This window comes from Microcoleus sp. Pol7_A1 (genome assembly GCF_036701085.1).
In the GTDB taxonomy this organism is placed as follows: Bacteria; Cyanobacteriota; Cyanobacteriia; order Cyanobacteriales; family Microcoleaceae; genus Microcoleus; species Microcoleus asticus.
The window spans coordinates 97,774-121,606 of record NZ_JAUBQD010000013.1; the positions used below are offsets into that span (position 1 = coordinate 97,774).

At 46.6% G+C, this 23,833-nt stretch carries 20 protein-coding genes; 11 read left to right on the forward strand and 9 right to left on the reverse strand.

The annotated features are described in order from the left end of the window. Nucleotides 1-1,523, reverse strand: a 1,523-nt coding sequence (locus tag QUA20_RS10505) for a DUF4347 domain-containing protein (protein ID WP_333188523.1), incomplete at its 3' end; no start/stop codon positions are given. Between the two features lie 310 nt (nt 1,524-1,833). Between QUA20_RS10505 and QUA20_RS10510 the strand changes: the two genes are divergently transcribed. Further along, a protein-coding gene (locus tag QUA20_RS10510; RefSeq protein ID WP_333188525.1) for an IS5 family transposase occupies nt 1,834-2,594 on the forward strand; the annotation gives its coding sequence in 2 pieces (ribosomal slippage) (nt 1,834-2,251 and nt 2,251-2,594; 762 coding nt in all). A 48-nt stretch (nt 2,595-2,642) separates the two neighbouring features. Here QUA20_RS10510 and QUA20_RS10515 read toward each other — a convergent pair. Together QUA20_RS10515 and QUA20_RS10520 are read right to left on the reverse strand one after the other, a co-directional pair. After that, complete coding sequence (locus QUA20_RS10515; RefSeq protein ID WP_333188529.1) at nt 2,643-3,338, reverse strand: response regulator transcription factor; 696 nt, start codon at nt 3,336-3,338, stop codon at nt 2,643-2,645. Beyond that, complete coding sequence (locus QUA20_RS10520; protein ID WP_333188532.1) at nt 3,335-4,435, reverse strand: HAMP domain-containing sensor histidine kinase; 1,101 nt, start codon at nt 4,433-4,435, stop codon at nt 3,335-3,337. Before QUA20_RS10520 ends, QUA20_RS10515 begins: the two co-directional genes overlap by 4 nt. Nucleotides 4,436-5,074: 639 nt before the next feature. Here QUA20_RS10520 and kdpA point away from each other — a divergent pair. The 7 genes from kdpA (at nt 5,075) to QUA20_RS10555 (ending at nt 13,549) form a co-directional block, all read left to right on the forward strand. Beyond that, entirely contained in the window at nt 5,075-6,835 is a 1,761-nt protein-coding gene (gene kdpA, locus QUA20_RS10525; protein ID WP_333188533.1) for a potassium-transporting ATPase subunit KdpA, read from the forward strand. Between the two features lie 87 nt (nt 6,836-6,922). Continuing rightward, complete coding sequence (gene kdpB, locus QUA20_RS10530) at nt 6,923-9,016, forward strand: potassium-transporting ATPase subunit KdpB (RefSeq protein WP_333188536.1); 2,094 nt, start codon at nt 6,923-6,925, stop codon at nt 9,014-9,016. 157 nt (nt 9,017-9,173) lie between these two features. Continuing rightward, nucleotides 9,174-9,443 (forward strand): K(+)-transporting ATPase subunit F, encoded by a 270-nt coding sequence (kdpF, locus tag QUA20_RS10535; protein ID WP_333188538.1) that lies wholly within the window; start codon nt 9,174-9,176, stop codon nt 9,441-9,443. 41 nt (nt 9,444-9,484) lie between these two features. Continuing rightward, nucleotides 9,485-10,114: a K(+)-transporting ATPase subunit C gene (gene kdpC, locus QUA20_RS10540; RefSeq protein WP_333188540.1), complete on the forward strand. Its 630-nt coding sequence runs from the start codon at nt 9,485-9,487 to the stop codon at nt 10,112-10,114. Between the two features lie 74 nt (nt 10,115-10,188). After that, on the forward strand, nt 10,189-11,340 hold the full coding sequence (locus QUA20_RS10545) for a universal stress protein (RefSeq protein WP_172186764.1): 1,152 nt from the start codon (nt 10,189-10,191) through the stop codon (nt 11,338-11,340). A 227-nt stretch (nt 11,341-11,567) separates the two neighbouring features. Then, complete coding sequence (locus tag QUA20_RS10550) at nt 11,568-12,836, forward strand: sodium:proton antiporter (protein WP_333188542.1); 1,269 nt, start codon at nt 11,568-11,570, stop codon at nt 12,834-12,836. Nucleotides 12,837-13,102: 266 nt separating this feature from the next. Then, on the forward strand, nt 13,103-13,549 hold the full coding sequence (locus QUA20_RS10555) for a hypothetical protein (protein ID WP_333188545.1): 447 nt from the start codon (nt 13,103-13,105) through the stop codon (nt 13,547-13,549). 380 nt (nt 13,550-13,929) lie between these two features. Here the strand turns inward: QUA20_RS10555 and QUA20_RS10560 are convergent, their stop codons facing one another. The 3 genes from QUA20_RS10560 to QUA20_RS10570 form a co-directional block, all read right to left on the reverse strand. After that, entirely contained in the window at nt 13,930-14,565 is a 636-nt protein-coding gene (locus tag QUA20_RS10560) for a class I SAM-dependent methyltransferase (RefSeq protein WP_333188547.1), read from the reverse strand. 162 nt (nt 14,566-14,727) lie between these two features. Further along, nucleotides 14,728-15,753, reverse strand: coding sequence for an NAD-dependent epimerase/dehydratase family protein (locus tag QUA20_RS10565; protein ID WP_333188549.1), 1,026 nt, complete (start codon nt 15,751-15,753; stop codon nt 14,728-14,730). Nucleotides 15,754-15,827: 74 nt separating this feature from the next. Next, nucleotides 15,828-16,289, reverse strand: a complete 462-nt coding sequence (locus tag QUA20_RS10570; protein ID WP_333188550.1) for a cupin domain-containing protein — start codon at nt 16,287-16,289, stop codon at nt 15,828-15,830. A 220-nt stretch (nt 16,290-16,509) separates the two neighbouring features. On the opposite strand from QUA20_RS10570, the gene QUA20_RS10575 reads away from it, so the two are divergent. The 3 genes from QUA20_RS10575 to QUA20_RS10585 all read left to right on the forward strand — a co-directional run bounded on the left by QUA20_RS10575 (nt 16,510) and on the right by QUA20_RS10585 (nt 20,837). Next, nucleotides 16,510-17,964 carry a folate/biopterin family MFS transporter gene (locus QUA20_RS10575; RefSeq protein ID WP_333188553.1) on the forward strand — a complete coding sequence of 485 codons (1,455 nt, stop codon included), beginning with the start codon at nt 16,510-16,512 and terminating at the stop codon, nt 17,962-17,964. A gap of 129 nt (nt 17,965-18,093) precedes the next feature. Then, nucleotides 18,094-19,590, forward strand: coding sequence for a carotenoid oxygenase family protein (locus tag QUA20_RS10580; RefSeq protein ID WP_333188556.1), 1,497 nt, complete (start codon nt 18,094-18,096; stop codon nt 19,588-19,590). Between the two features lie 347 nt (nt 19,591-19,937). Next, nucleotides 19,938-20,837 carry a DUF4436 family protein gene (locus QUA20_RS10585; protein ID WP_333188557.1) on the forward strand — a complete coding sequence of 300 codons (900 nt, stop codon included), beginning with the start codon at nt 19,938-19,940 and terminating at the stop codon, nt 20,835-20,837. 116 nt (nt 20,838-20,953) lie between these two features. Here the strand turns inward: QUA20_RS10585 and QUA20_RS10590 are convergent, their stop codons facing one another. From QUA20_RS10590 to QUA20_RS10600, 3 genes are all read right to left on the reverse strand, one after another. Further along, nucleotides 20,954-21,808: an SGNH/GDSL hydrolase family protein gene (locus QUA20_RS10590; protein ID WP_333188560.1), complete on the reverse strand. Its 855-nt coding sequence runs from the start codon at nt 21,806-21,808 to the stop codon at nt 20,954-20,956. A 229-nt stretch (nt 21,809-22,037) separates the two neighbouring features. After that, nucleotides 22,038-22,682: a hypothetical protein gene (locus QUA20_RS10595; RefSeq protein ID WP_333188563.1), complete on the reverse strand. Its 645-nt coding sequence runs from the start codon at nt 22,680-22,682 to the stop codon at nt 22,038-22,040. A 106-nt stretch (nt 22,683-22,788) separates the two neighbouring features. Next, complete coding sequence (locus tag QUA20_RS10600; protein ID WP_333188566.1) at nt 22,789-23,292, reverse strand: anthrone oxygenase family protein; 504 nt, start codon at nt 23,290-23,292, stop codon at nt 22,789-22,791. Nucleotides 23,293-23,833 lie beyond the last annotated feature (541 nt).

Below are 23,833 nucleotides of genomic sequence, written 5' to 3' on the forward strand. Positions count from 1 at the left end.
GCAGCCCCGTCGCTAACGCTGTAGGTGAAGGTATCTGTACCGACAAAGCCAGGGCTAGGAGTGTAAGTGAAGTTACCGTCGGGGTTAAAAACAATCGTACCCTTGGTCGGGCCTGTGACTAAATTTGCACTCAGCGGGTCGCTGTTGGCGTCGGTGTCGTTGCTTAAGACTCCCGGAAATTGGCTGAGCACTTTGTCGTGCAGGACGCTGTAGGGGTCATCGACGGCTACCGGGAAATTATTAACCGAGATGGGGCCGAGAGTAAAAGTGGAACTTGCTTGATCGGTTTCGTCGCCGAAAAATAGGAAGTTTGCCTGGCTGTAGGGATCGTAGGGTAAAGGTGGCTGACTGGCTTTTTCATCAAAAGCCGTGTAGTTGCGTAGCGGTTGATTTGTCAGGCCTGGTATTGCTGCGCCCCCAGCAAACAGGCTGTAAGTGCTGCCTTGAACTACCAGTTTATAGTCAGTAGCATTGCTGATGTTAAAAGCTGCATTTTCCCCGCGAGTAAACAGAGTTGGGGATGCGCCACCGTTTTGAGCAAAGATACCTCCGTTGGCGCCGAGGTTGCGGTTGGTGAAACCCAGTTCAATGCCATTTTGAGCGTCGCTGCTAATGGCGATGATGCTGAAACCTGACCGATCGTTACTATTACTGTTTTCAGCCGTTACTGCAACTCGAAAAGAAACGCTGTAACCGTTGGTGCGGTCAAGTGTGGGGAAACTTGGGTTGAGTAGACTAAATGTTCCTGCTGGGAAAGGAAAGGGACTATATCTATAGTTGGTGTAGCCTGCATAGCCTGTATTGTTATTCGCGGCGGTGACGCTAGCAGTATTAATGCCTGTGTTGGGCGAGTACGCACCAGTAGCTTGGACACCAGAACCAAGTGGGGGAGTTAGAGGTATCTGCCCGTAAGCTAATTGAGTAGTCCCTGATACCCCGATACCGGGTGTTCCAGCCGGCGGTGGAAAGTTACTTGTGCCGTCGTAGAGGGTAAAGCCGAACACAAATGGATAAGTGGCCATTGTGGCTGGGTCGATCGCCAGCCCAGAGGACACCGCTCCTGTTGTATAATCTAATTCCCAATCTCCGCCCTTAGCCGAACTGCCGATCGGCGATCTAGACGCAGCAATTTTTGCCTTGGTTAGCTGACTCAGTTGCTGCACGAAGTTAGCGCCCTTCTCTCCCGCCGCTACATCGCACCCGTACAGCAAAATCTCTCCACTCTCTGCCAGCGATCGCGCCCAAAACTGCAATTGACTAGCATATTTTTTCAAATTTGTCAAGTTGAGTTCGATCCCGCCTAGCAGCAAACTCGCGGGGCGACCGTGGGAGATGATATGAATACTTTTAATATTGCTGCGACTCGCTAGTGCTGCCGTGATTTGTTCTACTCCATCCCGCGCCGCATCGAGGGTAATTACTTCTGTCCCCGCTGCGATGCCGTTGCGGAGAGTTTGGCTGTCGGGAAGGGCAGAGTCGAGAAAGGCGATCGAACTAAAAACTGAACCGATAAAATTTGGCACAATACACCTCTGGTTAGATGACTGTAGGAAAATTAAGATGTGCCGACCTTAGCAAATTCACACATTAAATGTCATCAAGAAAATTAACAATCAAGACTGATATTAATTTTCCGTGAAGCTGCAACAGATTCATCTTGTAGAGGCGCGTTTAGCAAGTAATTCATTTCAAAAAGCGACAATTCCACTACAAAAGTTGCCCTTTTAGGGTTCGATAGCTAGGGCGTGTCATCAAATAGAGTGGTTGACTTTTTGAGCATTGTGTGAAGATAGTACGGAACTACAATCATTTACTTTCATAAGGAGCTTTTTGATGAGCCGACGCTATGCTTTGCGCGACGACCAATGGGAACGGATTAAAGAGTTATTACCAGGACGAGAAGGTATGGTCGGAGTAACCGCCAAAGATAACCGTTTGTTTGTCGAAGCGGTTCTCTACCGCTACCGCACAGGCATTCCTTGGCGAGATTTACCAGAGCGCTTTGGCGACTTTCGAGTGGTTCATACTCGCTTGAGCCGTTGGTCTCAAACAGGCGTGTGGCAACAAGTGTTTGAGGCACTGGCAGCGGATGCCGATAACGAATATGCCCTGATTGATGCCACGATTGTTCGGGCTCACCAGCATAGTGCTGGAGCCGAGCACAGTACACCCGAACAAGAAGCGATTGGTCGCTCTAAAGGGGGTTTGAGCACTAAAATTCACGCCGTCACCGATGCCTTGGGCAATCCCACTCATTTTTTTTAACTCCAGGTCAAGCCTCCGACCTGGAAGGAGCCGATCAGCTATTGCCTCAAGTTCAAGCAGAGGCGGTTCTTGCCGACAAAGCGTATGATGCTGATGAACGGGTAGTAATTCCTTTGCAACAACGAGGAATCGAGGTAGTCATTCCACCGAAGAAAAACCGCAAAGACCCCCGTGATTATGATGCTGTGTTGTACCAAGCGCGTCATCTGATAGAGAATTTCTTTGCCAAACTAAAGCAATTTCGAGCCATTGCTACTCGCTACGACAAGCGTGGGCTGAACTTTTTGGGAGGGATTTATCTAGCTGCCTCAAGTATCTTGTTGGCTTAGGCTGTTAGCCGAATCTTGCTCCACACCTTGTTCATTTTGTCAACCTTGCTAATTGATGACACGCCCTAACAGTTCTTCTGCTACCAATCCTTTCTGAATTGCGAGTACAGCAGCTTGAGTGCGATCGCGCACTTCTAACTTTTGCAAAATCGCGTGCACGTGAACTCGCACCGTCCCCGGAGCAATGTACAATATTTGAGCAATTTCCTGATTGCTTTTTCCCCCCGCAACTAAAGCTAATATTTCCTGTTCTCGCTTCGTCAGCGGATTCTCTAAAAGTTCCGATCTCAACCCATTTTTCAAAGGTTCGGGATTTGCAAAAACTGCCCGAATTTCCGAAGTCGCGGCCTGATCCCACCACGAAGCGCCCGCCGCTACCGATCGAATTGCCAAAACCAAAGTTTCCGCCGCAATACCTTTTAGACAATAGCCCTGAGCACCCGCACCAATCAATCTTTCAATTAAGGATTTTTGCGAATGAGAAGTTAAGATTAAAACGGGAATTGCTGGATGTCGCTGTTTAATTTGGCGGCACGCTTCAATACCCCCAATTCCCGGCAAACCGACATCGAGAACTACCACATCGGGCAAGTGTTCCTGAGTCAATTCTACCGCCGTTTCGCCATCTTCCGCTTCAGCAATTACTTGCAAGCAACTTTCTTGCTGCAACCGCGTTTGCAGCCCCAACCGAAACAGTTCGTCGTCTTCAACTAAGAGAATTCGCAAGGGATAAAGTGGTTTCATTTCTCTGGGATAGCAGGGAGTCTAAATCCAAATAAAGCGCCTAGAGGCAATTTATTTTCTGCCCAAATTATACCGCCGTGGGCGTCAATAATTTGGCGAGATAAGTATAACCCCAATCCCGATCCTTTGGCTTGCCGGTCGCTGTGTCCTTGATAAAAACGCTCGAACAAGTGGGGCAGTTCATCGGCGGTAATTCCCAAACCGCTATCGATAACTTTCACCACCTGATAACTCGAATAAGATTCCATGACTATTTCTACTTTGCCACCGCGAGGAGAATGGTTGATGCCGTTTGTTAGCAAATTAACAAAAACGCGCTGGAGTTGCACAGCATCGCCATTTACCCACAAAGAGCGACGGAAATCTGAGTCCCCGTAACTCATATTAATGTAAACCCGGCGCGCCGCAGACAAATGGATGAGTGTTGCGATTACTTCTTCTGCCAAAGCTACTAAATTTACAGGAGCAAGTTGCAGTTTTAAACCTTCGGCATCGTTGCGGTAAACATCCAGCAGCGTTTCTACTAATTGTAGTGACATTTTGTGCGATCGCGCCATTGTTTCGAGAACTTTTTGCTGACTGGCGGTGACATTCCCAAATTTTGCTGACTGAAAAGCTTTAATTGTTTCGATCGCCCCCAGCATCGGCGTTTTTAAGTCGTGACTCAAAGTAGAGACAAAATCTTCTCGAATGCTTGCTAGCTGCTCCTGCGACTGCAACTCAGCTTTAGCGATCGCGATCGCTTCTTGGTACTGCTGGTTGCGATCGCTCAAATATCCCGTCACCCCTAAAGCCATGACTGCGATCGATCTATTTGCGACAGTGGCTAGGGCGATCGCTTCTCCAGGAGGAATAAACAAATTTAACAGCGTCAAAGCTGCCGATAGCAGCGTAATTTGCAACTTACCCAACCGACTCAATCGCGAATTGGCCAGTAAAATCGGACCCGTATACAAATACCCAAACAGATACTCCGACGGCGTAGTAAATTCCAGCAGTGCAACAATCGCAAATAAAATTGCGATCGACCACCTCCCCCGCAAATACTTCTCTTGGATAACCAGTTTTTTTGGGATAGCCGATAAACTTTTAAACATCCTCAATCAATCCATTTTATATTTTACATTCACAGTTTTTTTCCTACTACCTACTACCTTAGCATAGTTATTTTTTGGGAATTGTTTTCACCTATTTCGCGCAAAAGTCTCGCGTTTAGCGAACATCTATATCTCAAGATATAGACATTTAAATATAGTTTAACATTCATCTATTCTGACAAATATAGAGCGAATAAGCCTAACGTGCAAACAGCAAATTATACCTGAAAGCTGATTATCCAATCTTCTAAAAATGACTATAGTAATCAGTAAAAGTAGAGAGCCTTTTTGGGCTAACAGAAGTGACAGATAAACTTTGTCTAATCAAAGCGATTTCAGTTTTATCCAAATTAACCCTAGTTATTGTGGCGCGGTCTTAAATGCTATACAACTGCTCGATGGCTGTCAAAGCACGGGATTAGCAAAAGAAAAACGAGGAATTATCGCCAGTGAAAACCCGCTGGTGGCGTTACTCCCTCCGGCTGGGGAGATTGCATCTTAGCAGCATTGAATTCGGCGATCGCCCCCAAACTGAAAGTGACCTTCAAAAAAAGCTCGCCCGGTTTTTGGAACCTCCCACCGAACCCATTTCGCGATCGGCAAAACCCATTTATCCAACGATAAAAAATTGGCTCAGTTATGCAGCAAGGATTACTTCAAATCGCATTAACCCTAATCATTTTAATAGCAATCGCGCCTGTCTTCGGCAACTACATGGCGCGGGTTTACATGGGACAAGAAACCATTCTCGACCCAGCTATTAAACCCCTAGAACAATTCATCTATAAAGCCAGCAACATCCGGTATGTAGATTCCATGACAGGTTGGCAATATGCCCGAGCGTTACTCTACAGCAATGCAGCAATGGGCATATTTGTTTTCTTAATTTTCATGCTTCAGGGAGTGCTGCCTTTAAATCCTACCAGCCTCAGTGCCCCAACCTGGGATACTGCGCTGCACACAACTATTTCATTCCTCACAAATACCGACCAACAGCATTACTCCGGCGAGACAACCTTCAGTTATCTATCCCAGTTAACCCTGGGTTTTTTAATGTTTACCTCAGGCGCCACGGGTTTAGCAGTAGGGATTGCCTTTATTCGGGGATTGACTGGTCGCCCGCTGGGCAACTTTTACATCGATTTAATTCAATCAATCACCCGTATTCTGCTGCCCGTTTCTTTGATAATAGGCTTACTTTTGCTAATTTCAGGAGTGCCGGAAACCTTAGCAGACCCGGCAGTTGCCCGTACCTTAGAAGGCGGCACGCAAGTAATTGCTCGCGGCCCAGTTGCTCACTTTGAAAGTATCAAACAACTGGGAGAAAATGGCGGCGGATTTTTTGCCATGAACTCGGCTCACCCCTTTGAAAATCCCAACCCTTTTACCAACTTGCTGGAAACACTAGCAATGCTTTCTATACCAGCAGCTATGATTCACACCTACGGCAGATTTGCCAACAACAAAAAGCAGGGATGGCTGATTTTTTGGATGGTTTTTGGCATCTACGTTGTCTTGATTGGTGTTGCAGCAGTCGGTGAGTTTCAAGGCAATCCTCAAATCAATAATTTGCTGGGTTCGCAGCAGCCTAATTTAGAAGGGAAAGAAGTTAGGTTTGGCTGGGCAGAAACTGCACTTTGGGCCGTCACTACAACTGGGACAATGTGCGGGGCTGTCAACGGAATGCACGATTCTTTAATGCCTCCAGGTGGTTTTGCTACTCTGTTTAATTTGTTTCTGCAAATCGTTTGGGGCGGACAAGGAACGGGAACGGCTTACTTATTTATTTACTCGATTTTGAGCGTATTTCTCACCGGATTGATGGTGGGGAGAACGCCGGAATTTTTGGGACGCAAAATTGAGAAACGGGAAATTGTTTTAGCCAGCGTTGTTTTATTGATTCACCCGATCGCAGTTTTAATCCCCGGTGCAATTACCCTCGCCTTTACCGACAATTTGAGCGGTATCAGCAACCCGGGATTTCACGGCATTTCTCAGGTAATCTACGAATACGCTTCGGCGGCGGCTAACAACGGTTCTGGTTTTGAAGGATTGGCTGACTCTCAACCCGCGCCGACAGGACTTTGGTGGAATTTAAGCACCTGTTTTAGCCTGCTTTTGGGGCGCTACGTTCCAATTATTGCCCTGCTGCTTTTAGCTGACAGCATGACGAACAAACAACTGGTTCCCGAAACAACGGGCACTCTCAGAACAGATTCAGTTTTGTTCACCAGCGTCACCGCAGGAGTAATCATAATTCTGGGCGCGCTGACATTTTTCCCAGTTCTAGCTTTAGGGCCAATTGCCGAAGGATATGAAATTAGCAGCGGCAAGTTTGAACCTGCATCGATAACTGCACCCACAACACCTTTAGCAACACCAACTCCTCCACCTCTGTAGCGAAAATCCTCAACCTCACTCTTCTCTTTCTCTGTGTTCTCTGTGTTCTCTGTGTTCTCTGTGGTTCATTAAAAATCCCCAATCGACATGACCTCTTCCCATACCCCTGATTCGCCAAAAAAACCTGCTAGAGGCTCTCGCCAGTCTCGCAAGCACACGCCGAAAGCAAATACTAAAGGTCTTTATCAAAGAGCTTTTAAAGAAGCTTTTGTTAAGCTAAACCCGCGGGTGATGCTGAAAAATCCGGTGATGTTTGTGGTGTGGGTTGGCACAATTGTGACTGCATTATTAACGATCGACCCGACGCTGTTCGGGCCGGTTCCCGGCAATAATCAGGTGATTTTCAACGGTTTAGTCACCTTCATTTTGTTCTTCACTTTGGTATTTGCTAATTTTGCCGAAGCGGTGGCGGAAGGGCGCGGCAAAGCGCAAGCAGATGCGCTGCGATCGACCAAAGCCGACACAACAGCCCGCAAACTCCTACCAGACGGTTCAATTCAAGAAGTTAGTTCAACATCCCTGAGACGCGGCGACCAAATTAAAGTGATCGCAGGCGATGTCATTCCTTCCGACGGCGAAGTGATCGCAGGTGTGGCATCTGTAGACGAATCTGCGATCACTGGCGAATCCGCGCCGGTGCTCAAGGAACCGGGTTCGGACATCGCCAGTTCGGTCACTGGCGGGACGCGCATCCTTTCCGACGAATTGACGCTGCGGGTGATGGCCGACCCGGGTAAGGGGTTTTTGGACAGGATGATCGCGCTGGTAGAGGGCGCAGAACGGTCGAAAACGCCCAACGAGATCGCGCTGACGGTGCTGCTGGCAGTGCTGACTCTGGTGTTTTTGATTGTGGTATCGACCATTCCGCCCGTGGGCAATTACGTGAAAACTCCCGTGGGCGTGGTGACGCTGATTTCGCTGCTGGTGGCGCTGATTCCAACTACCATTGGAGGTTTGCTGAGCGCGATCGGCATTGCGGGGATGGATCGCGTCGCTCAGTTTAACGTGATAGCGACCTCTGGACGCGCCGTCGAGGCTTGCGGCGACGTGAATACGCTGATTTTGGACAAAACGGGGACGATCACGCTGGGCAACCGTTTAGCCGAGGAGTTCATTCCGGTAAACGGTCACTCGCTGGAGGAGGTTGCGACTGTAGCCCTTGCTGCTAGCCTGTTTGACGATACTCCAGAGGGAAAGTCGATCGTCCGTTTGGCTCAGAATTTGGGCGCACAGGTGGATTTCGATCGCACCAACGCCACGGGGCTTGATTTTTCCGCAAAAACGCGGATGTCTGGCACGGATTTGCCCGATGGGACGGAGGTTCGCAAGGGCGCGGTGGATGCGGTGAAGGGTTTTGTGCGATCGCGCGGCGGCAATTTCGGGCCGGATCTCGATGAAGCTTACGAGCGAGTTTCCCGGCTTGGAGGCACACCTTTAGCTGTTTGTCAAGGCAGCGACACCTACGGCATTATCTATTTAAAAGATGTCATCAAACCGGGAATTCGCGATCGGTTTGACCAACTGCGAAAAATGGGCATCCGCACAATAATGCTCACCGGAGATAACCGAATTACAGCATCAGTAATTGCCGATGAAGCAGGGGTTGACGACTTCATTGCCGAAGCAACTCCCGAGGACAAAATCGACGTAATTCGCAAGCAACAAGCCGAGGGCAAATTAGTCGCAATGACTGGAGACGGAACCAACGACGCACCCGCACTAGCGCAAGCAAATGTAGGACTCGCGATGAATTCTGGAACCCAAGCAGCGAAGGAAGCTGCGAACATGGTGGACTTGGATTCTGACCCCACAAAACTAATTGATTTAGTTACAATCGGCAAACAATTGCTGATTACTCGCGGCGCGCTGACCACCTTTTCCCTAGCCAACGATATTGCTAAATATTTTGCAATTATTCCCGCCATGTTTGCCCCCGTCTGCGCTTTAAACGTCATGGGTTTAGCCAGCGGTCAATCGGCAGTTTTGTCTGCATTAATTTACAATGCTTTGATTATTCCTGCTTTGATTCCACTAGCATTAACTGGTGTAAAGTTTAGACCTTTGAGCGCCAATCAACTGTTGCAGCGGAATATTTTAATCTACGGATTGGGAGGAGCAGTCGCGCCGTTTATTGCTATCAAAGTTATTGATGTTTTGATTGCCGCCGTTGGGCTAGCATAGCTCGGGAAAGCACGACACGGATTTTGACACGGATACACGGATTAATCCCGTTCCCCGGCTCTGTCGGGGAACCCAGTTCCAGAGGATCTGCCTCGATTTTCCCCAAAAAATCATCCAATAGAAAGACAGATGTTTATTCCCAAAATAAGGAGAATTTATGAAACGGAATGATTTGCTGAATGATATTTTTGCCAGAGATTTCCAAGAAATTATTGAGTTAGCGCAAATGCTTTGGCACCGCCACCCAATCCCGGTGCATCTATTTCTGGCAATGTGTTTCAATGCGATAATTGCCCCCGCTGTTTACGCGGTTGGGGGGGAAGATTTGACCCGAAAAGCTGTCTGGGGTTTAAGTCTCCTGGGTTTGGTGATTATCGCCCTTTCTATTTACCTGTTTGTAGTCATCTTTCAGCCGGAAAGATTTTAGTCAATAATTAACCCTTAGCAAATAACGGAGCGAGGTAATTTATGAGAGAAATAATTAGAGCCATTCGCCTTACCCTGGTTTTGTGGGGAATTACAGCTATTATTTACCCTTTAATCTTGCTAGTAATTGGTCAAATTGCCTTCAACTCCCAGGCAAACGGCAGCTTAATTACTAAGCAAGGAGTTGTCGTTGGTTCCTCCTTAATAGGTCAGCCTTTCAGCTCGGCTCAATATTTTTGGAGTCGCCCCAGCACCACAAATTACAGCAGCTTTGCAACCGAAAATTACGCTCCCACAAAGGCAGAAAATTTAAGTCAAACAACAGGTATTTCTGGAGCTAGCAACCTTGCCCCCAGTAACTCGGATTTGCTGAAGCGAGGTAATGAGAAAGATGGTTTTCAGGGCGTGCAAGTTGAATTAGATCGTCTCAACAAAGCTGGTATCAAACCGACTGCTGATTTAGTCTACACCTCTGGTTCTAGCCTCGATCCGCACATTAGCTTAGAGGCAGCTCGATCGCAAATTCAGCGGATAGCAACGGTGCGATCGCTCAATTTCAATCAAGTAGAAATGTTGGTAGCCAAAAATACGGATGGCAGATTTCTCGGCATTTTCGGCGAACCGGGAGTTAACGTCCTCAAACTTAATTTGGCTCTCGACGCTTTACAATAGTTTACAACAGTCGGCAGTCATCGGTCATAAACTGACTGATGACTGGAAATTGACTAACTACCCACTACTGAGCTATGATTCACTCTAGCGAACTTACCAACAATCCAGACGCGGTTTACGCCCAACCGAACCGCACTTACGATCGCACCCCCCGCCGGGGAAAGCACAAAATATTTATCGGCATGGCCCCCGGTGTCGGCAAAACTTTCCGAATGCTAGAAGAAGGGCACAGGCTCAAATCTGAAGGCATTGATGTGGTAATGGGACTGTTAGAAACTCATGGACGGAAAGAGACAGCAGCTAAAGGCGAAGGACTGGAAGTAGTGCCCAGAAAACAAATGCTGCGTGGCGGAAAAGTGCTAACCGAAATGGATAGTGAAGCTGTCATAGAACGCCGCCCCCAATTAGCATTAATAGACGAACTGGCTCATACAAACATTCCGGGTTCTCTGCGAGAAAAACGATATCAAGATGTCGAAGAAATTCTGAATGCGGGAATTGATGTTTTCTCCACTCTCAATATTCAGCACATAGAAAGTCTCAACGATTTAGTAGCTCGAATTACCGGAGTTGTCGTGCGAGAACGAGTGCCCGATCGCGTTCTCGAAGATGCTGACGAAATAGTCGTTGTGGATGTCACGCCGGAAACTTTAGAAGAAAGGTTGCTAGAAGGCAAAATTTATGCTCCCGAAAAAATTGAACAATCTTTAGAAAACTTTTTCCAGCGCCGTCATTTAATTGCTTTGCGAGAACTCGCCCTGCGAGAAGTCGCAGACAATGTGGAAGACGATGCAGCAACTTTAAAAGGTCAATCTTGCAACATTCACGAACGAGTTTTAGTGTGCATCTCGACTTATCCCAATTCCTTGCAACTGCTGCGGCGGGGCGGGAGGATTGCTAGCTACATGAATGCCCCATTTTATGCTGTGTTTGTCAACGATCCAGACCGATTTTTAACAAAAGCAGAAATCTTGCACGTTGAAACTTGTGAGAAACTCTGTCAAGAATTTAAGGGGCAATTTTTGCGGGTAAACGGCACTAATATAGCTAAAGCGATTTCGGAGGTAGCTAAACAGTATCGAATTACTCAAATTGTGATCGGCGAAAGCCAGCAATCCCGCTGGAGATTGCTGCTGCGGGGTTCTTTGACTCAACAGTTAGTGCGATCGCTCAAACACGTAGATTTGCACATCATCGCTACCGAAAAAAGTGGTCTTTCTAATTAATTATTAGTCATCAGCCCTTAGTCATTAATCATTAGTTATTAGTCAGATGTATAAAATAAACAATTCCGGTCGATTGTCAGTCACGGAGTTTACGGCGCCAAAAGACAAAGCCTGCAGCAGCAGGCTAGAAACATCAAAAATTTGGTATAACAACTGCAACTTTCGGAGGATATCTGAATCTAGCGGGCGGTAGATGCCCCAAAAGCTTTTATCTGTAAAAATCGCATTTGGTAAACCTGATTAAAAGTGCGATCGCTATGGTGGATGATTACATTCTCAACTTGCTAGTTATTGGCATCCTCCTGCTGACCGTTACCTTGGGTTCCGGATGGATTTCAGGATTGCCGGTGTCTTATGCCTTAATTTATCTAATTGTCGGTATCGGATTGGGGCCCTATGGCGTCAAGCTGATTGACTTGCGTCCCGATGCTCGATTTTTAGAAAGACTTTCAGAATTTGTAGTTATTGTTTCTCTGTTCAGTTGCGGCTTAAAAATGAATCGCCCGCTACAATTTTGGGCTTGGAATTCTACAGCGCGGCTGATCGGTTTTTTAATGCCTATTTCTATTTTTGCAGTGGCTGCCGTCGGTCATTGGTTGGTGAAATTAGATTGGGGGGCGGCAATTTTATTGGGAGCAATTCTCGCTCCCACCGATCCTGTTTTAGCCTCAGAAGTTCAGTTAGCAAATATAGACGATCGCGATGAATTGCGCTTTGGTTTAACCTCCGAAGGCGGTTTGAACGATGCTTTAGCTTTTCCCTTCGTTTATTTCGGCCTTCATGCACTAAAAGATAACAACTGGCCGAACTGGTTTTCGCAGTGGGTAGCAGTTGACTTGATTTGGGCGATCGCCACAGGTATCGTTATGGGAATTGTAGTAGCTAAAGCAGTCACCTGGATCGATCGCCAACTCCAACGCTATCGACCGGCCGATCAACTAATGGAAGATTTCATTGCTCTCAGCACAATTCTGCTCACATATTCCCTCACCGAAGTAGTCAACGGCTACGGATTTCTCGCAGTTTTTGTAGCAGGAATTGTGATGCAGCGGAGTTACCGCAACCCAGAAAAACCGCTTTCCCAACTCCACTTTACCGAGCGCATTGAAAAGTTAATGGAAATAGCAACTATTTTACTATTAGGTTCGCTTTTGCGCTTAGAGCCTATGTTGGCCTATGGAGGATACTCCCTATTAGTAGCTGGATTGTTAATTTTTTTGATTCGGCCTGTGGGAGCTTGGATCAGTACGATCGGCAGTCCTTTACATCCCGCCAGCCGCTGGCTGTGCGGTTGGTTCGGCATTCGTGGTGTCGGTTCTATCTATTATCTTACCTATGCTTTCGGTAACGGTTTGGAAGGGGAAATAGCCGAAAGAATTGCCTGGATTACCTTTACAACAATCGTGATTTCTGTGATTTTGCACGGCATTACTTCGACCCCGTTAATGAACTGGTACGATCGCCGAATCAAACCTAAAGTACCGGATTTAATTTAATTCAGTAAGTGCGTGACTTTAATAGTCCTGGACGCAACGGTCACACAAAAATCGACTTGTAGGGTGCCTCAGGCGAAATTCTCTAACGGCGATCGGGAATTTCGGGATCTGACGCACCTTACTATATAATCTAAAATCGACTTGTAGGGTGCGTCAGGCGAAGCTCTCTAACGACACCGAAAGAAAAGAAGATTATAATTTTTTGGATAACTCTAATATAAACGTTCGCCGAATCAAACATGGATAGATTTGAATTTCAGCTAGCAATGCTGCAAAAAGGAGCAGAGGAACTTGAGAAAAAAATAGCTAACTTCAATACAATTTTGCTGCAGTTAAAAACTGCGGCAATTACCATTTGGGTAGCGTTGATTGGTTGGGTGTTTGCCAGCAAAATAAATGCGTTAGTTCCGCTGGGATACGTTATAATTTTTGGTTTTTGGTTTTTAGAAGCTACCTACTGGAGGGTGCAATTTTATCACATACAAAGAGTCAATGCAGTTACCCAATTCTTGAATGATGAAACGGGCTTAGATGAAAGTTTTAAAACTCGTTCTATACCGGAAGGTCTAGTTCACCCGCTCGGTTTTTTGAAAACACTTAAAGTGCCTTCTTTATGGAGAGCTATCTGCGCTCCATCAATCTATATTTTTTATACCTTTTTGTTTGGTGTTAATTCGATCGTTTGGTTAATAACTCTTAAAACAGCCCTCTAACTGGGTAAGATCCCAATGTGCGAGCCACCGGACAATATCTTCCATCCCAACTAACTAAAAGTGTAAATTGGAGGTTCAATTTGCTTGCTACTCCAAAAAACGGTTGCTTTCTGTATCGTTTGGGTTAAGAGTTCGCCTGTTATCTCCTGAATACTCTGTTGGTTATTTTCAAATAACCAGAACTGTTCGCGATCGACTTCTACTACGACAGCAACCTCTTATATTCAGGACTTAGGCAACTGGCATACTAAAATCAAGCTGTAGGGTGCATCAGGTGAATTTCTAGAACGATTATTGAGGGTTTAAAAAATTGAGGCACGTTACTAATTGTGACTATTTCCAATTTTAAAAGAACACGACAATGCAGTCCTTACCCGCAGCTAAACAGGTTTGACACCAATTAATAAAGCGAGTTCCCGCCACTTCCAATAACAATCTGCATCGGTAAAACCAATTTCTCTAAACCACCGCAATTGCGTTTCCATATCGAGCAATTTATTAGACGGATCGTCTGGCGAATCGCTAATACCCAGCGCCTCTCGAAATTTCTGATGCAAAGCCGGAGTTGCTGACGCTACGTGTTCCAAGTTGCAAAAGATGCCTCCGGGCTCCAAAAGCTCGAAAATCTCAGCGTAAAGCGAACGTTTGCGCTCGTCTATTACGTGATGAATCGCAAAACTAGAAACAACTGCATCAAACTTGCCCAAATCCGGTAGCGATTCATCAAAATTGTGCTCGATTACCGTGACATTCTGGTCATCAGCAAAGCGAATTCTGGCTTTTTCCAGCATTGTCGGCGAAAAGTCGATCGCCACACATTCAACATTTGGTCGATCGCACTTAAGCAGACCCAACAAGCGCCCGTCTCCCGTGCCCACATCCAGAATTCGCTTAACATTTTTCGGCACTTCCTCCAACAAAACAGCTTCACCTTCAGTGCGGTGAGGAATTCCATCAGCTTTAGCAAGATACCACAAAGCGTGTTCCGCAGAAGTCCAAAGATTAACTTGACTCATTATTTTTTAATCCTCATAATTGGAATCTGTACTTTCCAGAACATTGTTATCAAAATTCAGGGGTTTTAAACCCCCGCCCAAAGGCGGAATGTTTTTAGGTTGGGATGTAAATCCCCATAGAAAAAACCTCGCTGTCAACTGTCAACTGTCAACTGTCAACTGTCAACTGTTTAAGCGTGAGGCTAAAACAGCATCTTCCGTTGCATAGTCTAGAAGCCCTATTGCTGAAAATACTTCCGGTGGATTTGCTCGTTCCCAAGTCAGCGTTCGCCTCAACGCTTCATCCCGGTCAATCGGCTCAGTATAGCCTAGTTCCTCGCGAATCCGAGTCGAGTCGATCAGCCACTCCTGCTCAATATTTAGAGCGAGGCGACTCTCTTGAGGCAAGCGAGATTTTGATACAATGACAACCTCACCGTGCCAGCCCACAATTTGTCCGATCGTCCTAATTAACTCTGCTGGAGATAATGCAGATGATTCTGCAACGTTATAGATGCGATTTGTTGCACGTTCATCAGTTACCGCAAGCACAATCGCTGCTGCGACATTCTCAACATAGCCGTAGCTTCCGTGCCAATGAGCATAGCCCTCTTCTAACACAATTACAGGACGGCGATCGTCCATGCGCTTGATGAAAGGGTAGAAGCGATGTTGATAATCTCCCACTCCGTACACCATCGGCAATCGCAGCACAGTACCCGGTAAGCTTGGGTAGCTCATCATGACTCGTTCAACTAGAATTTTGTCGTAGTCTGGGGGGACTTGTGGTTGCATTCCAGCATCCCGATAAGGATATAATTGCGATCGTAACGGTGCATCTTCAGTCAGTGGAACTGTATCGATCGTGCCTGTTTCTCGCCCCCAAAGAATGTCGCGAGCACGGTAAACATCTTGGCTGCTAATTGCCACAACCCGTTGAGCGACTTCCTTAAATGTATCCATTGTGCTTTGGGCATCAGCCTCAGTCAGCGCAATCATATCCACGACTACATCGGGAGCAAGTTGCTCAAAGGTTTGCCGATAATCGGTTAGATTCTGGCGATCGCCCCGAATATGATTAACTTCTAGTGGTAAATTCGCGAGTGTTACTCCTCGATTGAATACGCTGACTTCATGCCCCTTTTTAAGTAATTGCTGAGTAACATAACGACCAATAAACGCAGTGCCTCCAATGACTAAAATCTTCATGAATTGCCTCCTCTAACCGAGATTTCGTAGTGTGAACAGGCTGGAGAATACTTACGGGTGCGATTCTGATTTTTTTAATCCTCATAAATCTCGCCGTTTTTGCGCGTAAAAATCCAACCGTTGTCGCTAGCCTTCGCGATTAAGTCATCATCTGGATAATTAGCCGAATCACCAGCAGTGCGATCGCCAATTTCCAGATAAACAACATCTGCATTCGTGCGGTTGACTAAATGATGCCCGTCTGGCTCACCCGCCGGAAAACCCGCCGCCATACCCGGTTTCAGCACTTGCTCTCCCGAATTAACAATCAGAGTAACTTCCCCTTCCAGAACATAGATTAACTCATCTTGACGGGTATGCCAGTGCCTGAGAGCAGAACAACTTCCCGGTGCAAGTCTCACCACATTTACCCCAAAATTCTGCAATCCGGCAGCATCGCCCAAGCGTTTTTTTACTCTCCCCGCCACAGCAGATTTGAATTGCTGAGGGTACTTGGAACCCGTAATTTTCGGCACATTTTCAGGATGGATAATCATATAACAGACCTGACAGCAGTTGTAAATTTTCTCTTTTTTCTCTTCCTTCGCGGTTCGTTTTTCTGTTTTTATTATTACAAAACACGCTTAAATTCAAGATAAATACAATTTTATAGCACTTACCAGCTCCCCGCCACTTTCGCCTCCCACCTCCGACAGTTCCCCCAACTCATTAAGAATGTGTTATAAATATTGAGATTCATTAAGAAATATTGCTCAAATGTTCGTTTCCCCCTCCGGCGTCAGCAAACTCAAAGAATCTTTAAAAGAAAAAGTATTCTTTGGGAATGAGCCAACCCCCGAACTCATAGCCATCTTACTGATTTACTTCGTCCAAGGCATTCTCGGACTCGCCCGCTTAGCCGTCAGCTTCTTTCTCAAAGACGAACTCGGCATGAGTCCGGCAGAAGTCTCGGCAATGCTGGGCGTCGTCGCCCTGCCTTGGATTATCAAACCCGTGTTCGGCTTCATGTCCGACGGCTTGCCGATATTCGGCTACCGCAGACGCCCTTACATCGTCATCTCCGGGCTGCTGGGAACGTCAGCATGGGTGAGCCTCGCCACACTTGTACACACGCCGCTTGCCGCTACAGGGGCGATCGCCCTGAGTTCCCTCTCCCTCGCCGTCAGCGACGTAATCGCCGACTCCCTGGTAGTCGAAAGGGCCAGAAAAGAATCCGTTACCGACGCCGGTTCCCTGCAATCCTTGTCTTGGGGCGCTTCAGCCCTCGGCGGACTAATTACCGCCTACCTCAGCGGTTTCCTGCTGCAACACTTCAGCACCCACACCATATTTCTAATCACCGCATCTTTCCCGCTAATTGTCTCAGCAACAGCTTGGTTAATTACCGAAGAAAAAACCAACAAAATAACCGACTTTGAAAGTGTCAAAGACCAATTAAAAAAACTGCGGCAAGCTGTTACCCAAAAATCAATTTGGCTGCCAACCGCCTTTCTCTTCGTCTTGCAAGCCACCCCAAGTTCAGACTCGGCCTTCTTCTTTTTCACCACCAACGAATTAGGCTTTCAACCAGAATTTCTCGGCCGAGTGCGTCTCGTTACCAGCATTGCCGCCCTCGCCGGCGTCTGGCTGTTTCAGCGCTTCCTCAAAACAGTTCCATTTCGAGTAATTTTTGGCTGGTCAACGGTCATGGCGACTGTTTTGGGCATGACTACTTTATTATTAGTAACTCATGCGAACCGAGCTTTAGGAATTGACGATCGATGGTTCAGTATCGGAGACAGCCTGATCCTGACAGTAATCGGACAAATTGCTTATATGCCGGTGCTGATACTCTCCGCCCGCTTGTGTCCCCCAGGCGTCGAAGCAACTTTATTTGCGCTGCTGATGTCAATCATAAATTTAGCAGGACTTTTGTCCCACGAAGGCGGTGCACTTTTGACCCACTTGCTAGGAATTACCGATCGCAATTTCGATAATCTCTGGCTGCTAGTCATCATCACAAACCTGTCCACACTTCTGCCCCTACTGTTCTTAAATTGGCTGCCCGCCGAGAGTACAGAAAGCAACGATCCAAACTCTCAAAAGTCTCTTCCCGTATTAGAACCCGAACTGGGCACTTCCAAACCAGGCGGACAGCATTTCATTCCCGAATACTTTCCCGATTTAGTACCGACAGTAAGGTCACAAAGCCGCACCGCAGATAGCAAATAAAGGCAGGCATACACGGCTTTTGACACGGATACACGGCTGAATTTAACTGTGTTTCCCAATTCTTCGACTTTCACCCTCTCTGCGCCCTCTGTGTTCTCTGCGGTTAAAAAATTCGCTCCCGTAACACCAATGCAAAACTTACAACTTTCCGCATCTCAAACAGCCGCCCCAAATTCGTCATACGATCGCACAGACTGGCAGCGCGGCTACGAATCCCAACCCAACGAGTCCGATTACTGGATTGACAACATAGAAGGCGAAATCCCCGCCGGCTTGCAAGGCACATTCTTTCGCAACGGGCCCGGATTATTGGATGTCAACGGCCAGCGCATCCACCACCCGTTTGACGGCGACGGGATGGTTTGTGCGATCGCAATATCCGAAGGTCGCGCCCATTTCCGCAACCGATTCATACACACAGAAGGCTATCTCGCCGAACAAAAAGCCGGAAAAATCCTTCACCGAGGCGTTTTCGGCACACAGAAGCCAGGGGGCTGGCTAGCCAACATCTTTGATGTCAAAATCAAAAACATTGCCAACACCAACATCATTTATTGGGGCGACAAACTGCTAGCACTTTGGGAAGCAGCACAGCCCTACAGACTCGACCCCCGCAGCTTAGAAACACTCGGCTTAGATACCCTAGACGGCATCTTGGAACCCGGTGAAGCCTTCGCCGCCCACCCGAGAATTGAAAAAGGGAAAAATGGCAAAGGAGACAGATTAGTCAACTTTTCCGTCAAGCCCGGTTTGTCGAGTACCATCACGATTTACGAACTCGACGAAAGCGGCAAACTTTTGCAGCGTCACGCCCATGCAATACCGGGTTTTGCCTTCCTGCACGACATGGTAATTACCCCGAATTACTGCATATTCTTCCAAAATCCCGTCAGCTTCAATCCGCTGCTTTTCTTGTTAGGATTTCGGAGTGCCTCCCAGTGCATTCAATTTTCGCCAAACAAGCCAACGCAAGCAATTTTAATTCCCCGCAACGGCACTGACGAGGTGAAGATATTAGAAACGGAACCTTGTTTTGTCTTCCACCACTGCAACGCATGGGAAGAAGGAGGCGAAGTTTTTGTAGATTCAGTTTGTTACGAATCATTTCCAACTGTAGAAGCAGACGGCGATTTTCGCGAGATTGATTTTGATAGCGTTCCAGCGGGCGAATTGTGGCGCTTTAAGTTAAATTTGCAAGACAAAACCGTGCAGCATCAAGTTGTTGAAACTCGGTGCTGCGAGTTTCCAACTTTGCATCCTAATAATGTCGGACAACCTTACCGATATCTTTATATCGGTGCTGCGGATTCTCCCACGGGAAATGCTCCTTTGCAAGCTATCCTCAAAATTGATTTCGTGACTGGTGAAAGGCAAATCTGGAGTGCGGCGCCGCGCGGTTTTGCGGGGGAACCGGTGTTTGTTACCCGTCCCGATGCTGTTGCTGAGGATGACGGCTGGCTGCTGGTTTTAATGTATGATGCAGCTCATCATCGATCGACCTTAGTGATTTTAGATGCTCGCGACATCACCAAAGGGCCCCTAGCGCGCTTGCATTTAAAACAGCACATTCCCTACGGTTTGCACGGCAGTTTTACACCCAATGTACTGCTTCCTATCGGTTCGTAGTTGCGCTACTATGGGCGGGCTCTCATGCCCACCCCACAAGAAGGAAAATTGAACTCTTGTGGAACAGGCCGGAAAGCCTGTTCCTGAAAATGGTGCAAAATGTCAGTTTTAACTGAGATTTTGCACCATTCTCAATAAGCCTTTTATGAGCGGGCTCTGGGGCCCACCCCACAAGAAATTCACTCTTTGTGCGACAGGCCCGAAAGCCTGTTCCTGAAAAAGGGGCAAAATGTCTGTTTTCACCGATTTTAGCTATGAGACACAAGTTTTAACCCCTGACGGACTGGCGGACTGGCAGACTGCGGGAAATACTAACAACAAATCAAAATGTAAAATATCCATAATAAATGCAAACTCTCAACAAATTAAATCTCAAAAAAATACTTATTTTAATTTGCAGCCTCGCCGTAAGTTTGGCAATTATCTTATTTATTTACTCTCACAATGCTAACGCCCAAGAGCCTTACAGACCGTCTCAAGATACCGCTGCGCCCCTCAAAGGCTTGGTAGAAGTCAAAATGGCGGTAATTGCAGTTGATCCCATTAAAAACGAATTAGAAACCCGCTTGCAGTTTGAACTCAAAGGTATTTATAAAAAAGGGCCAACTTATCCAGCCCAAGACTTGTTAATGACAGTTAACGGCGCAAATGTACAGGATTCGGAAATTACCTTTAAAGAAGGCAAACCGATGATTGTCCCTGCATTAAAATTTAACTTAGTCAAGGGAAAAATTAATAATTATCCGTTTGACAAGCACATTGCTAAAGTAGCTATTTCCATCGACCCGCTGCCTTCGATTGGTAAAAAGTTTGCACCCTTTGAACTGAATCCCGTACCTTTGGAATTTAAGTTTAATGCCGATGTTCCCGGTTTCGACATCAGTTATAAGCCGATGGCAGAGAATTCCTCTATCTTTATTTATATTGATGTTTCTGCAACTCGCTCAATCCCGGTGAAATTCTTTGCCTTAGTGATTATTGTCATCATGTGGGTGCTGTCAACTATGGCACTTTTGCTAGCATTAAAAGTGATGCAATCTGGGAAGTTGCCGGAAGTGGGAATGCTGAGTTGGACTGCTGTGATGCTGTTTGCTTTTCCCGCTATTCGCAATGCTCAACCGGGGGTGCCGCCGGTGGGCACTGCCAGCGATTTCCTTTCGTTTTTTTGGACGGAAATTATTGTTGTGGTGGCGTTGGTGATTATCGGTAGCTGTTGGTTGAAGCGGTATCATCCGCCAAGTGAATGATTTTAGATTTGAAGAATTTACCCCAGACATAGATCAGGGGGCTTGTACCCTGGATACTTTCAATTAACCGTCAACAGCCAACAGCCAATAGCCAACAATTAACTAAATTCAAAGATTTAATGTTTGACTTCCAAATTCTCAATATCCTTTGCGGGTACGCCCAAACCGCGCAAGATAGTAAAAGCAATAATTCGATATCCCGACGGATTGGGATGAACTCCATCGGCAGCTAACAAATTCAAAGTTTTACCCGCGTGCTTTTGATACGTGCCGATAACTTCCCGAAAAGGTGCATTCAAATCGATAAATAAGCACTGATTCTGCAACGCAATTTCTCGCATCGCGGCAATGTAGTCTTGCAACCTGCGATTTTCTGGGCAGTCAAGAATTTCGCCGATCGGAGTAGGAGAAAGCAGTACAACTCGAATTCCTGCGGCTTTTGCCGCCAGCACCATTTGAGTTATTTTCTCCCGATATTGTGCCAGTGGTACTCCCGTGGGCAACTTGCCTTGCGGATAAAACCGCAGGTTTTGGAAGTCAAAAAAAGCGTGCCAAACGTCGTTGACTCCGACATTAATCATCACTAAATCTGGCTTTTGGTCGATCGCATCTTTCTGGAAGCGCGCTTGCATATCAGTCGCCTTGTTACCGGAGATTCCGGCGTTGACGATTTCAATTTTGCGATCGGGATAAAGGGCATTCAGATACCGTTGCAGCAGCCAAACGTAACCTCCGGGGTATTTTCCTGCCTCGGTGATGCTGTCGCCCACTGTCACAATTTTGCGCCGGCCGGCGAGCACGTTTTGGATTTCTGGCGGCGGCGTTGCTTCGGATGCGGATTCTTTAAACACTGGAATTAAAGAGTTAGGAATGTTGAAAGCAATAATAGCAGCAATTACGGCTAAGGCAAGTCTGATTAAAACTTGCCTCAGCCGGGATTTGGGACGGGGCGATCGCGCATTTGGAGACATAAGGAAGAAGGAAGAAGGAAGAATAAAAAAGAGCCTATTTGATGCGTGTCCTCACTTTAATCGTAGATTTTAGCTTGAGTCTTCTGAGAGTGAGCCATCAATTTCACTCTAGTTGCAAACAATCCTGGACTTCAGCGTGAGACGTTCGGCGAGATCGGTCGATTTGCGATCGGTCGAACGCTGAGGAATGACGTTTATTGCAGGTTTGAGTGTTTAGTATTGCAGGTCGCTACATATCCCTGCTAGTCGGTTTAAGCTTTTGCACAAAATTCATCCACCGCTGAACCTTAGAACCGGTGATGTCTAAAATCGGAATAGAATAGACATCTGATTCAGGAGGGCCGCCCTCAGTATCTTTGGCAATGCTTGTGCGTTCTGGCTTACCTAAGCCGTAGGTTGAAGCCATTTCGCTAGCTAAACTACAGGGAATTCTAAAGTTTCCCATGCGAATACTTCCATTACCTGCTGAATAAACCCATTCATAACCGGAAACGCCTCTAAACTGCTGGCACAAAAAATGGGAAGTTTCAAACATTTTGGCAAGATGAACATCGTAGAAACGAAGCTTGCCACCGTAAGCCGGTTGAGTTGTATCTCGATTGGGTGCAGTAAGTTGCATGAGGACAAAGCCTCCCCTAGCTTCTGTCCCACCATACCGAATGCTCAGCGGCACCTGGGTGCTTTCTTGAGCCAGGATGATGTTAACCTTTTGAGTAAATTTAGCGCTGTCAGCCTCAGCAATTGTTTCGCTACCCAAGTAAGTAGGAGCAGAAAAAGCGAGGTTTGCAGGCAGTAAGATAACCGCACAGGTTATTAGTTTTGCCAAATTGTGGCGCTCTGCTTTTTTGGCGATCGCGTATGTTTTTCTTAGCACAGTGCGATAAGATGACCCTCCAGCAGCACAACCATATTATAATTACCCTCCTCAATAAATTTCGTTTTTGCGATCGCATCTATCGCTCCTAATTAAAAATGTCAAATTAAAATTGTACCGCTCGATAACTGAGCGCAATCGTAAGCAAAGCCGATGCCGCCAGCGCCGCAGCCGTCCGAACATGATTCCAGAACGTCCAGTCGCTAAGGTATCGAACCCATAGGCTGGCACCTTCAGTGCTGCTTGGCTCGACAGTCGCCAGCGCATCATTTAGCGGCACATTGAACGCGATCGTCACTCCTACAGTACCCACAAGATAGAGCAGGCTGCCAACAAGCAAATAGGCGGCACCGGGTTGGTGCCACTTTAACAGCGAGGAGATAGCCAGAAAGATGCAAGCCGCAGCCGTTCCGAATAGCGCCGTCATAAATAACGGATTAATCGCCGTTATATTGATGGCTTGCATGGCGGCAATACCCTGTGCTGGTTGGAGTCGGGCAAGGGCTTTCATCACAAACGTCGAGAAGGCGAAGAAGACTCCAGCCATCAGCCCGCAGCCTAGTGCCGAGAAAAGCTTCAATGTGAAAAGCGAGTAGTCAACCATTGCCATAAAACCTCCTGCGAATTACTGTCCAATGCCTTGTTAGTGCATTGTGTCATTGTATTTTTAACCTTGATATTGAGCCGAGAAACTTGACGTAAAGTGGACAGGGTGGAAAGCAGACCGCAAATAAAAGTTAACTTCTTAACTACAATAGTCCGGACAGTTTTTATAGGGCCCAATGGCTTATTCTCACTTAGCTTTGAGCCACTGTGGATAATTAAATCAATGTCAGCTCCCCCCTGACGCGGCATTTAATTCGACTTTTTTATGATCCTTGCCCCGCGTAAGCTTGTAGTATCGTTCCAAAAACTGTCCGAAGTATTGTAACTACTACCATGCTCTTATTAAGAGCTAAAAGCAATCTAGCAGAGAGTTAAGGACTAAATCACTTATAACTTAAAAAATGTGGCTGATTTTGATTGTCAATGCTATACTACTTGGTAGTAGCTATAGCAATCCTAAATGATTTGCTCTATCTAGCTCAATCCTAAATGATTTTTTCTGTGTAAGTATATTGACGTATTTTGGGGAAATCAAATTTATGTTC

Bases quoted from the DNA above. Each gene is read 5' to 3' on its own strand.
- QUA20_RS10515 (WP_333188529.1), bottom strand. From the start codon at position 3,338: ATGAAACCACTTTATCCCTTGCGAATTCTCTTAGTTGAAGACGACGAA.
- QUA20_RS10520 (WP_333188532.1), bottom strand. From the start codon at position 4,435: ATGTTTAAAAGTTTATCGGCTATCCCAAAAAAACTGGTTATCCAAGAG.
- kdpA (WP_333188533.1), top strand. From the start codon at position 5,075: ATGCAGCAAGGATTACTTCAAATCGCATTAACCCTAATCATTTTAATA.
- kdpB (WP_333188536.1), top strand. From the start codon at position 6,923: ATGACCTCTTCCCATACCCCTGATTCGCCAAAAAAACCTGCTAGAGGC.
- kdpF (WP_333188538.1), top strand. From the start codon at position 9,174: ATGAAACGGAATGATTTGCTGAATGATATTTTTGCCAGAGATTTCCAA.
- kdpC (WP_333188540.1), top strand. From the start codon at position 9,485: ATGAGAGAAATAATTAGAGCCATTCGCCTTACCCTGGTTTTGTGGGGA.
- QUA20_RS10545 (WP_172186764.1), top strand. From the start codon at position 10,189: ATGATTCACTCTAGCGAACTTACCAACAATCCAGACGCGGTTTACGCC.
- QUA20_RS10555 (WP_333188545.1), top strand. From the start codon at position 13,103: ATGCTGCAAAAAGGAGCAGAGGAACTTGAGAAAAAAATAGCTAACTTC.
- QUA20_RS10560 (WP_333188547.1), bottom strand. From the start codon at position 14,565: ATGAGTCAAGTTAATCTTTGGACTTCTGCGGAACACGCTTTGTGGTAT.
- QUA20_RS10565 (WP_333188549.1), bottom strand. From the start codon at position 15,753: ATGAAGATTTTAGTCATTGGAGGCACTGCGTTTATTGGTCGTTATGTT.
- QUA20_RS10570 (WP_333188550.1), bottom strand. From the start codon at position 16,289: ATGATTATCCATCCTGAAAATGTGCCGAAAATTACGGGTTCCAAGTAC.
- QUA20_RS10575 (WP_333188553.1), top strand. From the start codon at position 16,510: ATGTTCGTTTCCCCCTCCGGCGTCAGCAAACTCAAAGAATCTTTAAAA.
- QUA20_RS10580 (WP_333188556.1), top strand. From the start codon at position 18,094: ATGCAAAACTTACAACTTTCCGCATCTCAAACAGCCGCCCCAAATTCG.
- QUA20_RS10585 (WP_333188557.1), top strand. From the start codon at position 19,938: ATGCAAACTCTCAACAAATTAAATCTCAAAAAAATACTTATTTTAATT.
- QUA20_RS10590 (WP_333188560.1), bottom strand. From the start codon at position 21,808: ATGTCTCCAAATGCGCGATCGCCCCGTCCCAAATCCCGGCTGAGGCAA.
- QUA20_RS10600 (WP_333188566.1), bottom strand. From the start codon at position 23,292: ATGGCAATGGTTGACTACTCGCTTTTCACATTGAAGCTTTTCTCGGCA.